Source organism: Paenibacillus antarcticus (genome assembly GCF_001637225.1).
GTDB lineage: Bacteria > Bacillota > Bacilli > Paenibacillales > Paenibacillaceae > Paenibacillus_AQ > Paenibacillus_AQ antarcticus.
Map to the genome: position 1 here is coordinate 70,202 of NZ_LVJI01000018.1, position 12,931 is coordinate 83,132.

Genomic DNA, 12,931 nt, shown 5'->3' on the forward strand with positions numbered 1-12,931 from the left:
GTATCGGCCACTCCTAACATACTTACAAATAACATAGTCACTTCATTCAGATACGAATTAATTATTGGATAATATTCTTCTCAGCGTCTTGAACTTGTGCTTTCATTTCATCCGTTACATCGATTCCTTGGTCAGCTGCTGCCTTAAGGTTTAAGATGATATCAAGTTTCTGCTGAACTGTGATTGGCATATCTCCTGGCTTCTTGCCATTTTTCAAGATCTCAACAGCCATTTGACCCACTTGGTAACCATGATCGAAGTATTTAAATCCTACAGTTGCAAATGCACCTTTCTCGACCGTATCACGATCACTTGAGAAGAACGGGAGATCTTTCTCCTTCGCAACTTGAATGATGGCATCGGCACCACTCACTACACTGTTATCAAGCGTAATATACAGCGCATCTACACGACCGATCAATGATTCTGCTGCTTGTTTCACTTCAGAGGTATTAGTGATTGCTGCCTTAACTAATTTAATACCATGTTTAGAAAGAGCTTCCTCTGCCAATTTAGCCATCATAACGGAGTTAGATTCGCCTTCATTAATGACAAGCCCCAAGTTTTTAACATTCGGAAAACTTCCTGCAATGAAATCCATCAATTTAGTGATCGCTTCAGGGTTAGTATCAGAAACCCCAGATATATTACCACCTGGCTTTTCTAGATTCGTTACAAGCTTGGCATCCAGTGGATCCGTAACTGCCGCGAACAGGATCGACTTATCCTTAACTTCTTTTACAACCGCTTGTGCAGAAGGTGTAGCAATGGCAAGAACTAGTTCTGCATCCCCTGAATTTATCTTCTGGGCGATCGTCATATTATTCGTTTGATCATTCTGCGCATTGTTGTAGTCAACCTTCAAGTTCTCTCCCTCATTAATTCCAGCATCCTTCAAGGCTTGCAAGAATCCTTCACGTGTAGCATCCAACGATGGATGTTCGACAATTTGAGAAATAGCAATCTTGTACGATTTCTTGTCACCATTTTCTTTGCTGGCTGTGTCTGATCCAGTGGTGTCATTCGTTCCCTTAGCTGCGTTATTTCCACAAGCTACCGTTGCCATCATTACTGCAGTCAAAATAAGTGAGACCCATACCTTCTTTTTCACTCTAAATCCCCCTTTTTCATATCGATAATCTGATGTAACAACATTCGACTAAAACAGACAAGCTTCACCGCTGTAAGATTGCGTCGTGCTAAAGTCTTCATGCAAAAAAATACCTATTAATTACTACTTATAATATATGCCTGTACAATAAACGTCAATTACTATATATGTATAAATCCTTTGCTACCACTACTTATTCCACCATATGAATTAACACGAAGCTATTTAAGACATCTTTTATGAATACGATTACATATCTAACAAATAATAAGATTGATTCTCACAACAAGGAGGCTTTAATCGATGTTCTCAATCCTAAAAGTTATAATTTCGTTATCACTCACCATGACAACCTCAATGACAATCCTACCCTCGGATATAATCCAGGCTGAACCTTCTTATGCGAAATGGGGTAGTATTGCCGTCAAAGAGACGCAAAAGAAGTACAATACATCTGTTACAGACTATCTTCATATAGGTAGCGTGAAGCTTTCCGACACCGTCACGGAAGAAAAATTCAAGCTTATTATTACAAAAAATAATATTGAAATGGGGGTCATTGTGACGATTTCATACAATCCCAACAATAATCAATTGCTTATCATACGGTATGAAGAAACGAGTCCATAAGCATTTAAATATGGCTAATGATCATAATTAAAGAAATAAAAACTCCGATCATGAGGAGAATAAATCCAAATAATAAGAGATTTCGACCCACAGACTGTTTATCCTTATCCTCAGCATAAGCTAATATGCCTCCTACAATTATCCCTACGAAGGGAATGAAAAATGTTGAAATAAATAGCATAAGATTCACACTACTTCGATCAGGGAGATACTCATCTGAAGTATAGATCACTTTATGCGCAGGTGATTTGGTAACAGGTTTCCCACAATACTTACATTTTGTAGATCCATATTCAATCTGCTCCTTACAATGTGCGCAAGTCGTTCGTTGACTTTTGTCTTTAACAACATTTAATAATACTCCGGAGTACTCCTTTTCCGAATCCAATGTCCCCTGCATATCTTTCGGTGATAACGTGTTACTACAGACCACACATACGGTAGCGTTCTCACGATTCGATTCACCACATTTACTACATATTTTAACTGCCATAATAACTCAACTCCTCATTGATCCAAATTCATGGATACAGATGCTTCTTTATTAACACTGCCCAACATATAACATTAACCACAATGGAGTAAGATGGTATCACTTCCCTCTAGATAGTTGTAAGCATTAATAATGCTCCTCAAGACGATCAAACCACGCAAATCATCGTATGGCGCAGGATTTATATAGATAATAAACGACACTACCCAATGTAACCGTTTTTATTTACTTATTTGATCTAAAAATTCATTATTAATGGCTGTTTTAAGATTTTACAATATCTTGCACTCCGCGTATCATTCATCTCAAGAACTTATACTTTCCAAATCAAACGCTGAATTCCCTTAAGTGGGAACCGGGGGACCCAAGCGAAACTGCCACATTGGTTTCATGGGGTGAATCCTTCTGCTTACTAAAAAGCGGCTAGGTAGGGCAAACTCTCAAGCCCGAATCCGACAGCTAACCTCGTAAGCGTATTGAGAGAGAACCACGCCTTCGTGTGCCTTCACAGCGTATTTTTATTTACATTGTGTAAAGTCCAAAGCGTAGAGATTCTCTACGCTTTGGGCTTTTTATATTATCTATTCCATAACCATGAGGAGAATAAACCATGTTAAACTTGACCGACCTTTTGTCTGAACTGAAACAACCTGAACTGTCCAACTCTAAGATTGGTAATTTAGAGATATATCAATATGATTGTGCATTAATCGAAAATAGGGTTACCGTAAATAGCGATAAGTGTACCTGTGGATTGTTTAAAATTTCAAGTCATGGCATCGATGGTTGGGCTGAGTATAAATTACCCGAAGTGCAGCATTTCGACCTTATCCACTGGGCTTCTGTTTTCATGCCGTTAAGAGGTCTTTCGATTTACGAAGGTATGATCTACATACAGAATAAGAATGAACCATGGGGCCCTATTAGAAAAACGCTAGTTGAATCAGCTCTGATGAACCTATCAACGAACCTACAGAACCCATCAAATAGCATGTCTCTAGAACGATCCCATCTATTCACCCGCTCGCAGGCCTATTTCTCCTTTTAAACATAGATTTAACATGATGCTAAAAACCACATGTTTTTCACACATGTGGTTTCTAATACGAGCTATGCAATTCAACTATTCATTATAATTTGCTATCTTCTACCCCATCTAACCAACTCTCAATGTCTCCGATAACTGATGTTACACAACCATCTTCGAACGGCGATATCAGACCTGCAACTTTCACAAGACCCAAGAAGGATTGACTTCCTCCTTGTTGACACAATTTCAAATAATCTGCCCAGGCTGATTTGGAATCCTCGTTCATCTTCTTCCAGAATTGGAATGCACAAATTTGTGCCAACGTATAATCGATATAATAGAATGGAGATTGGAAAATATGAGCTTGCTTCTGCCAGAATGCTCCGCTCTCTAAATAATGATTATTCTCATAATTACGATGCGGTAAATACTTCTTCTCAATTGCACGCCATGCGCTCTTACGCTCACTTGGTGTCGCCTCTGGATGATCGTATACGAAATGTTGGAATTCATCAACTGATACCCCGTAAGGAATGAACAACAAGGATTCAGCTAAGTGATTGAATCGATATTTATCGGCATCTTCTTTAAAGAACAGATCCATCCAAGGCCATGTGAAGAATTCCATACTCATCGAATGAATCTCACAAGCTTCAAATGTAGGCCAGTTATATTCAGGAATGCTATAATGGCGACTCTCATACACTTGGAAAGCATGCCCAGCTTCATGTGTAAGCACGTCAATATCACCAGATGTTCCATTGAAATTGGAGAAGATAAACGGAGCCCCATATTCGCTCAAGTAAGTGCAATATCCCCCGCCTTGTTTACCCTTTTTACTCACTAGATCCATTAGTTCATTATCAACCATAAATGTGAAGAATTCGTTCACTTCAGGTGATAGCTCACGGTACATCTTCACCCCATTCTCAAGAATCCAATCTGGATCTCCTTTAGGTGTCGCATTCCCAGTCTTAAAACTAAAGGCTTCATCATAATAAGCTAATTGATCAACATCGATTCGACGTTCCTGACGTTCTCTTAACTTCGCAGCCGCTGGAACGATATATTCCGCTACTTGATCTCTGAAGTTCGCAACCATTCCTGCATTATAATCCGTACGATTCATACGAGCATATCCTAGCTCCGTGAAATTAGCGTAACCAAGTTTCTTTGCAATCTTCGTACGTACTTTAACCAAGTCATCATAAATACGGTCGAACTGCTCTTCATTCTCTGCCATGAACCTATATCTAGCTTCAGCAGCAGCACGTCTCATTTGACGATCTGTTGATTGCTCAAATGGTGTCAATTGAGTTAACGTTCTTTCTTCCCCTTCGAATGGGATTTTAGCAGATGCGATAAGTTGTGCATACTCCGTGGTTAGCTTATTCTCCAATTGAAGGTCTTCAATGATTTCCGGTTTAAATGTCTTTAATGAAAGTTCTGCCAATTGAAACAGTTGGCTTCCCCATTTGGTTTCCAAATCAGCTCTAAACTTAGAGTCAACTAGCCCACGATAGTAATCGGTTTCATATTCCTGAAAGACAGGTCCAAATTCATCAAAGAAATCTTGCTCTGCTTTATAAAATTCATCATTCGTGTCCACTGAGTGCCTGATTGAGGCCAATGTTCCTTGCGTCGCAACCTCACTGCGTATTTTGTTAATAGACGTCATCACCTGATCTTGCTCATCGAAGCTACTTGCCGTATTAAATGCACTTAACAATGCCTTGAATTTCTCTTCCACGATCTGTACATCCGGTCTTTCATAACGATATTCACTAAATTTCATATGTATCTTTCATCCTCTCTTTATGCATCTATGATCTATTATAATAAATTCCAATAGCAAAATGCCAACTTAATTAGTCAATGGTCAATATATCCTTATATATAACCAACTTGCTATACCCACTGTTGCAAGTGTGACCATTGTAACAAAGAAAATATATCCTATTTTTGTTTGCGTAGCTGAATATTTGTCGTAGAAATCAGGGTTCCGGCTGTAAAAACCAGTCCACAATTCTCCAACCAAGTTCAGTACAACAAGAACATAACCTTTAATCAGTTGCAAATAGTACACCCCATTCATATTTAATATTTATACAAATAATAACATAAATACCACAATAAATTAAAAATTCTATTCAGATACGACCAAAGACATTTTCCCGAAATAGGCTTATGCAGTGTTTAGGCTAAGTCTCACCTCCATAGTATGTTATTGAATTTAACAATTGGGTGAGAAAAGAAATGAAGGAGGCTATATATGAATACATTTCCTACTCTAACAACATCGATATGCAATTTAAGCCTTAATCATGAAATGTATTGTCATGAAATATTTATACGGCCTACAAGAAGGTTGTGGTATCCATGTCAAGTCACTCTGTAAAAGGAAAAATGATCAAGCATAAGCTCCTTATTAAAAACCCTTCACTATATCCACATTTACCATCAACGAAATGGCTTACCGCCTCGGATGCACTTCACATGCTTAAATCACATTCTACAGTCTTTTTGAAACCAGATGGCGGTAGTGGAGGTTCGGGCATTCTTAAGATTCGTAACACATCTACAGGTGGATATGAGATTAGGTATGGGAAAGTACGCGAACGTGTGGGGCGACATACTTTATATCGCACTTTACGAAGGTATCAGAAATCATACACTCAATATATCGTTCAAAAGGGTATCCATTTAGGCCGATACCATGGAAGAGTATTTGATATTCGGATGTATTTACAGAAACCTCGTTCTGAATGGGGTATTTCTGGCATGGCTGCTCGAATTGCACCTCCACATCATTACATTACGAATTACACAAGAGGAGGAAAAGCAGTCCTGTTAGAAAAAGTATTGGACCCACTATTTGAAGGAAACACCGAGAAAGTGAATGAATGTATTGAGAATCTTAGGATCATATCCATGAACATTGCCACAACACTCAACAAGAGGTTTAGAGATATTCGCGAGCTTGGCATTGATCTAGCCGTGGAAAGTAGCGGACAAATATGGATCATTGAAGCCAATACGAGACCTCAACACAAACTTTTCACCAAGTTACCTACCTCAGAAATGCTCAGAACTATTCGGCATAACAAAAAGAAGATAAAGAAAGGATAGGTCCGATGAATAAATCGACTCAATTAAAGCATCTGTTTCAATCTCAGAGTACCGAATATTTAATGGAAGCCCACAATGGCTTATCTGCAACAATCGTGGAGCAGACTGGATTTAAAGCCATCTGGGCAAGCGGACTATCTATTTCCTCATCGCTTGGCGTTCGAGACAGTAATGAAGCTTCCTGGACACAAGTACTCGATGTACTTGAATATATGAGTGATGCGACGAAGATACCCATATTGCTTGATGGAGATACCGGTTACGGAAACTTCAATAATGCAAGAAGATTAGTGAAGAAATTAGAGCAACGGCAAGTTGCTGGCGTATGTATCGAAGATAAACTATTCCCGAAAACCAACTCCTTTATTGATAACGGACCGCAACCTCTTGCAGATATCGATGAGTTCTGTGGAAAAATTAAAGCGATGAAGGATACCCAAATCGATAATGACTTTATGGTCGTTGCAAGAGTTGAAGCCTTTATTGCAGGGTTTGGTCTCGAAGAGAATCTACGACGTGCAGAGGCGTACGAACGTGCCGGTGCAGATGCCATTCTCATACACAGTAAAAGACGAGATGCATCTGAAATCGAATTATTCATGAAAGAGTGGAAGAGCAAAACCCCTATCATTATCGTTCCCACCAAATATTATGCCACGCCAACGGCTCGCTTTAAAGAACTCGGTGTAAGTGCCATCATCTGGGCCAACCATAATCTAAGAGCTTCCATCGATGCGATGCAGCGAATATCTCAAACCATTTTCCAAGATGAGAGTCTTCTAGCCGTGGAGAACAACGTAGCCACCGTAGAAGAGGTTTTCAGATTACAGCAGGTGGAAGAACTAACGACCGCTGAAGGCAAATATCTTCCATCAACACGCATACATCGAGATGATTCTTTATGATTGATACTAAAGTGTTCGGAGAAGAACTCAAACAATCAGGATTTTCATTTTATACAGGAGTTCCTTGTTCATTTCTGAAGAACTTGATCAATTATGCGATTAATGATTGTGAATATGTAGGAGCGACAAACGAGGGTGATGCACTGGCCATCGCCAGTGGCGCTTATTTGGCTGGAAAACACCCCGTTGTTCTAATGCAAAATTCAGGGCTAGCGAATGCCGTTTCTCCCTTAGTTTCGTTAAATTATACGTTCCAGATTCCAGTATTAGGGTTTGTTAGCCTCCGCGGTGAACCGGGGATTCCCGACGAACCGCAGCATGAATTAATGGGTCAGATCACAACTCGTTTACTGGATCTAATGGAAGTACGTTGGGCGTATTTATCTTCAAATTTAACTGAAGCTACGCAGCAGATAGAGCAAGCAAATCAAGTTATTCAACAAAACCATCCTTTCTTCTTTGTCGTTAAAAAAGGAACATTTCAGGAGGAAATCCTTCGAACTCAGGAAGTGAAAATTTCATCCAATCTACTCAAGCAACAAAAAAACGCTTCCGACCAGTTACCTAAACGTTACGATGCTCTTTCTACCATTCAATCCCTAACAGACAGTAACACCGTGCAGTTAGCCACGACTGGAAAGACAGGACGAGAATTATACGAAGTTGAGGATATTTCTAATAATTTCTATATGGTGGGTTCTATGGGATGTATCAACTCTATTGGACTGGGACTCGCGTTATCCAAGGAAGATAAAGACATTATCGTCATTGATGGAGATGGTGCTCTACTCATGAGAATGGGTGCCTTGGCTACAAATGGCTATTACAGTCCCCCGAATATGCTTCATATATTGTTAGATAATAACGCACATGACTCCACGGGTGGCCAAAAAACAGTGTCTGATAATCTTGACTTTGTCGAAATTACAGCAGCTTGTGGCTATACGAAATCCATATATGTTCACAACTTAGATCAATTAAGATCCTCCATTATCGATTGGAAAAGGGAGAAAAGCCTTACTTTTCTTCATCTAAAGATTGCTCCCGGTTCCAAGAAAGATCTTGCTCGCCCTCATATCAAGCCATACGAAGTCAAGGATCGACTGCGCCTATTCTTAAACTCTGGAACTTCAAGTCAATAAGGGGAAGATCAATCATGAGAAATGTACAAAGAAATATTCTGCTTACCCCCGGACCTGCAACAACGACAGACACCGTCAAATTTGCTCAAATCGTACCGGATATTTGTCCCCGAGAGTCTGAATTTGGAGAGTTGATGGAATCAATATCCGCCGATTTAACAACAATCGTCGCGGATGAGAAACAATACACTTCCGTTTTATTTGGTGGTTCTGGTACAGCAGCAATGGACGCTGTCCTTAGCTCTGTCATTGGTGAAGGCACGATAATTATTATTAACAATGGTGCATATGGGCAACGCATGTGCGAAATTGCTACCGTGTATGGTTTACATTTCATTGAATTTGTAAGTCCTCCAGATAAGCCAGTAGATTTAGGCGCTCTAGAACAAATATTGAAACTCACCCATACGACCATCACCCACCTTACTGTCGTTCATCATGAGACAACTACAGGCTTACTAAACAATATCAAAGCTATAGGTGAGCTATGCAAGGCTTATCAGGTGATACTGATTGTGGATGCCATTAGCTCATTTGGGGCAGTTCCTATTCAAATGGAAGATATGAATATTAGTTATCTGATTGCAAGCTCCAACAAGAATATTCAAGGCCTCCCAGGTGTTTCCTTTGTTATTGCAAGCAAGCAGCGATTTGAGGGTCTCCAACATGTCCGTCGGAGAAGTTATTACCTGAATCTATATGATCAATATACGTACTTCCTTCAACACAATCAGATGCGATTCACCGCTCCCATACAGACTCTTTACGCTCTCCGACAAGCCATTAACGAATTCATACTCGAGGGTATTGAGCAAAGATATGCTAGGTATGCTCAATCATGGAAAACGTTAACCCAGGGGATACATCGCATGGGATTGAATCATATCGTTGCAGAAGAACATCATTCCAAATTACTCACCTCCATTATCGAACCCATTTGTGAGGGATACGATTTCCAGAAAATGCACGATTTTTTTTACACTAAGGGAATTACGATTTATCCCGGAAAAGTCGAGAAATTAAATACTTTCAGAATAGCAAATATCGGTGATATTACTCATCATGATATTGAAGCATTCTTAGTTCTACTTGAAATCTATTTGCGGGATATCGGATTCCCTCTACGAGAGGCGGTTATTACCTATGAATCTAAGCAAAAATAAATGGCTTAAGTATAAGTATTTGGAACATTCCTCTTCATTAACTCCTTACCTACCAAGCACGAAACAATTCTCACACCATAATTTCCTTAGAATGATGGACAAATACGGTCAAGTTATCGTTAAACCGATTGGCGGCAGTCGGGGACGTGGTGTTTATCAAGTCAGGAATTTAGGAGAAGATCTCTACGAGATCCATATTGAGAATAGACAACATCAATTTATGGGTCTGGATGCAGTCTATAGTTACCTACAAGAAAGAACCAAACATCACTCCTATATGGTTCAGCGACTAATCACTCGTGCCACAGTTCAAGGTCGTCCCTTTGATATGCGGATCATTGTACAACGTAGACGATACCATAGCACATGGAAAGTAACTGGTAAGGTCGCCAAAGTAGTCGGCCCAGGTTACATCGTATCCAATATTGAAAGAAGCAATGGAAAACTCATGCGGGTAAGTTCAGCACTTTCGGAATCATCACTCAGTGACATGTCCAAAACCATGTTGAAGCACAAAATCAAACATGTATCCATACGATCCGTTAAGCGGTTGGACCGCTTATTCCCAGGCCATCGCATCTATGGGTTAGATATCGGATTGGATCAGGATGGTCATGTCTGGATTATCGAAGCCAACCTATTTCCTTCAAGATCCCACTTTCGGAAGCTCAAAGATAAGAGTATGTACCGTCGCATCTCTTCGTATATCAGAGGATATTAGAGGCCATGCACGCCATTTCCACGTTTAAAGAAAGTACAATGAGATATGGAAATCACTAAAACAGGGTAGCTATGATGTAGCTCCCTGTTTTAGTATTGTATACATTCTTGATGAATGATTGTAGAAATGAACAATATACATATCATGGCGCCACTATATTATTGGAACTATTATCCAATATGAATTACAATGAATTGGAAGATTTAACTTTGAAAGGATGATATATTGTGGTAAAAGGCACTAATAGTTCGTACTTTCCTAAAGTTGTACTTGTAAGCGTAATAACCTGTTCAATCCTCCTGCCGCAGGGTTTGGTGTTTGCAGACTCAGGAGGTTCCTTTACATCTGGAACGATCACATCGGTATCGGATCGAACAAAATTATCCATTGCAGCTGGAGAAATTCCTATGCCTGATCATGTAACACCAGATCCCAAAAAGGCGAAATTTTCAAAAGAAGAAGCCGTTACAAAACTTAGGTCCTTATTCCCCATTCTAAAGGATGCCACAACATCCAATATCACATTGGGCAATAACAATTCCTTCCCAGTTCCTGAGAATCAAATGGTCTGGAGTATTCAATGGAAATATCAGTTAGGAAATAATGGTTACGGTTTCAATAGTTCCGTGGATGCTATGACAGGCGATTTAATTAGTACATACATCTCATTGCAGTCAGATGAGAACGTGGCCTACTATCCTCCCAAATTGACTAAAGAGCAAGCACTACAAGAAGCCAAGGCTTTTATTACAAAAGCCGTTACTTCTATATCCCTGAAAGACCTTCAATTAGAGGATAGTAGTGTTAACAATTCAGAGAATCGAACTCTCTTCGGACCTATACAATATTCATTTTCCTTCACAACATTGAAGAACGGAATCCCTTCTCCATCGGACGCGATAAATGTAACCGTAGACGCTGTTGGTAATATTATTCAATTCAATAAACCTTCCGATATTCTGACATATCCCACTTCAAAAGCAACGATCACCCAATACCAAGCAGATAAACAATTCATTAACGACTTAGATGTGGGTCTTTATTACATTCCTATTAATAAGAATGGACGTACAACAGACTGGGTTTTGGGTTACCGCCCCGTAGAATATTCAATGTACTCCATCGATGCGCTTACAGGTAAAAGAATTTCCTATGAAGGTACAAATCCCTCTATCTCACCAGTCACTTATTCAGAAGTACCTCAGACCAAGGAGCACTTTAAACCTCGCACATCAAAGGTTCAGCTGACTGCTGAAGAAGCTGCCAAACTTGTACAGGAAGTAGCTACGATTCCCAAAGGAAGAACATTTAATAATTCGTCGTTACGACCTTATTATATAAATCCTACACAACAATCATGGAATTTGAATTGGGGAGAAAATACTAATAATGCTCCTCAACGTTTCTTCCCTGAACAATCCTCTGCTGAAATTGATGCAGATACCGGTGAAATTTTACAATTCCAAATGGATACATTTGAGGCTGCCACTTCTATAAAAGATGTATCTATACCAATTGGGCTTGCTAAATTAACGAAGGAATCAGCCAAACAAAGAGCCATCGACCTCATCAACCGATTATATCCTAATGCAAGTAGTGAATTAAAAATAGTCAACCATGAAGATGACTGGAATTTCATCAAAGAAAGTAACCAATATCGATATGAATTTCAACGCTTTTACAAAGGAATTCCAGTAAGTGAAAGCTTAACCATTACCTTCGATATATACGGTAGACTACAAACCTATTATGCAAATCGTTCAACAGGATTAGAGAAACTAAAAGATACCCCTGTACTCAAAGTTTCAAAAGCCGAGGCATTAGAAACATACCGAAAACAATATACAACCCTGAAGTTGCAATATTCACGCTTCGGTGGATTCTACGTTAACAATACGACTACCAAAGCTGAGATGCGACTTGTCTATAATCCTACGCCAATCGACATGAATACATCTTATCAGATCCTTGATGCTAACTCAGGCAACTGGGTAACACAGTATGAAATCACTGGACAAATTGGCTCAAGAATCACTCCAACCGATATTAAAGGTAACTTAGCAGAAAAAGCACTTACCACGCTAGTTGAATATGGTGTACTGACAACTGATCCTACTGGGAAATTAAATCCCAATACAGTAATCACTGAAGGCGACTGGCTTTCCATGATAGTTAAGTCGATCACACCTTATTACGAAAGTTATAATAGTGTAGAACGCAAGCCTACAGCAGGTATTGATACAGAAGATCCTATTTATAGTATTGTAAACTATGCTGTGGAACGGAAATGGATTAAGAACGACACAACATTTCAAGATAAGAAAGAACTGACTAGAGAGCAGTTAGCCGTTCTTCTGACTTCCATTGTACAGTATGATAAAATATCAAATTACCTGAGTAAAGACGCCACTGTTAACCAATTGACTGATGCCAAAGATATCAACAATAAAGGTGCCGTCGCTACTATCATCCATCTTGGGTTAATGGAAGTTGAGAACGGTAAATTCAATCCACAACAAAAGGTCACGAAAGCACAAGCTGCAACTGTCATAATGAACCTTTTTGAGATTCAAGGGAAAACGGATCAACCGATAGGTCAATAACCAA

12 protein-coding genes and 1 riboswitch are annotated in these 12,931 nt (G+C 39.5%); of the genes, 8 read left to right on the forward strand and 4 right to left on the reverse strand.

All coding sequences use genetic code 11. The features are described 5' to 3' along the window. Positions 1-61: 61 nt before the first annotated feature. Complete coding sequence (locus PBAT_RS13605) at positions 62-1,111, reverse strand: ABC transporter substrate-binding protein (RefSeq protein WP_068650466.1); 1,050 nt, start codon at positions 1,109-1,111, stop codon at positions 62-64. Between the two features lie 303 nt (positions 1,112-1,414). On the opposite strand from PBAT_RS13605, the gene PBAT_RS13610 reads away from it, so the two are divergent. Continuing rightward, the gene (locus PBAT_RS13610) at positions 1,415-1,741 is read left to right on the forward strand and encodes a DUF3889 domain-containing protein (RefSeq protein WP_084403065.1); all 327 of its coding nucleotides are present in this window, start codon (positions 1,415-1,417) and stop codon (positions 1,739-1,741) included. Positions 1,742-1,745: 4 nt separating this feature from the next. On the opposite strand, the gene PBAT_RS13615 is transcribed toward PBAT_RS13610, so the two are convergent. Continuing rightward, positions 1,746-2,234, reverse strand: coding sequence for a zinc ribbon domain-containing protein (locus tag PBAT_RS13615; RefSeq protein ID WP_068650468.1), 489 nt, complete (start codon positions 2,232-2,234; stop codon positions 1,746-1,748). Between the two features lie 322 nt (positions 2,235-2,556). Next, positions 2,557-2,724: riboswitch (cyclic di-AMP (ydaO/yuaA leader) on the forward strand. Between the two features lie 120 nt (positions 2,725-2,844). Here PBAT_RS13615 and PBAT_RS13620 point away from each other — a divergent pair. After that, positions 2,845-3,282 (forward strand): hypothetical protein, encoded by a 438-nt coding sequence (locus tag PBAT_RS13620; protein ID WP_068650470.1) that lies wholly within the window; start codon positions 2,845-2,847, stop codon positions 3,280-3,282. An 82-nt stretch (positions 3,283-3,364) separates the two neighbouring features. On the opposite strand, the gene PBAT_RS13625 is transcribed toward PBAT_RS13620, so the two are convergent. After that, positions 3,365-5,059, reverse strand: a complete 1,695-nt coding sequence (locus tag PBAT_RS13625; protein WP_068650472.1) for a M3 family oligoendopeptidase — start codon at positions 5,057-5,059, stop codon at positions 3,365-3,367. An 84-nt stretch (positions 5,060-5,143) separates the two neighbouring features. Next, positions 5,144-5,341, reverse strand: coding sequence for a hypothetical protein (locus PBAT_RS13630; RefSeq protein ID WP_068650474.1), 198 nt, complete (start codon positions 5,339-5,341; stop codon positions 5,144-5,146). Between the two features lie 302 nt (positions 5,342-5,643). Between PBAT_RS13630 and PBAT_RS13635 the strand changes: the two genes are divergently transcribed. The 6 genes from PBAT_RS13635 (at position 5,644) to PBAT_RS13660 (ending at position 12,927) form a co-directional block, all read left to right on the forward strand. Beyond that, positions 5,644-6,393: a YheC/YheD family protein gene (locus tag PBAT_RS13635; RefSeq protein ID WP_068650476.1), complete on the forward strand. Its 750-nt coding sequence runs from the start codon at positions 5,644-5,646 to the stop codon at positions 6,391-6,393. 5 nt (positions 6,394-6,398) lie between these two features. Continuing rightward, the gene (gene aepX, locus PBAT_RS13640) at positions 6,399-7,298 is read left to right on the forward strand and encodes a phosphoenolpyruvate mutase (protein WP_068650478.1); all 900 of its coding nucleotides are present in this window, start codon (positions 6,399-6,401) and stop codon (positions 7,296-7,298) included. Next, positions 7,295-8,440: a phosphonopyruvate decarboxylase gene (gene aepY / locus PBAT_RS13645; protein WP_188016946.1), complete on the forward strand. Its 1,146-nt coding sequence runs from the start codon at positions 7,295-7,297 to the stop codon at positions 8,438-8,440. The genes aepX and aepY overlap by 4 nt, the downstream gene beginning before the upstream one ends. A 14-nt stretch (positions 8,441-8,454) precedes the next feature. Beyond that, on the forward strand, positions 8,455-9,603 hold the full coding sequence (locus PBAT_RS13650; protein WP_068650480.1) for a 2-aminoethylphosphonate aminotransferase: 1,149 nt from the start codon (positions 8,455-8,457) through the stop codon (positions 9,601-9,603). After that, positions 9,584-10,324: a YheC/YheD family protein gene (locus PBAT_RS13655; RefSeq protein WP_068650482.1), complete on the forward strand. Its 741-nt coding sequence runs from the start codon at positions 9,584-9,586 to the stop codon at positions 10,322-10,324. Before PBAT_RS13650 ends, PBAT_RS13655 begins: the two co-directional genes overlap by 20 nt. 227 nt (positions 10,325-10,551) lie before the next feature. Next, positions 10,552-12,927: a YcdB/YcdC domain-containing protein gene (locus PBAT_RS13660; protein WP_068650484.1), complete on the forward strand. Its 2,376-nt coding sequence runs from the start codon at positions 10,552-10,554 to the stop codon at positions 12,925-12,927. Positions 12,928-12,931: the final 4 nt, after the last annotated feature.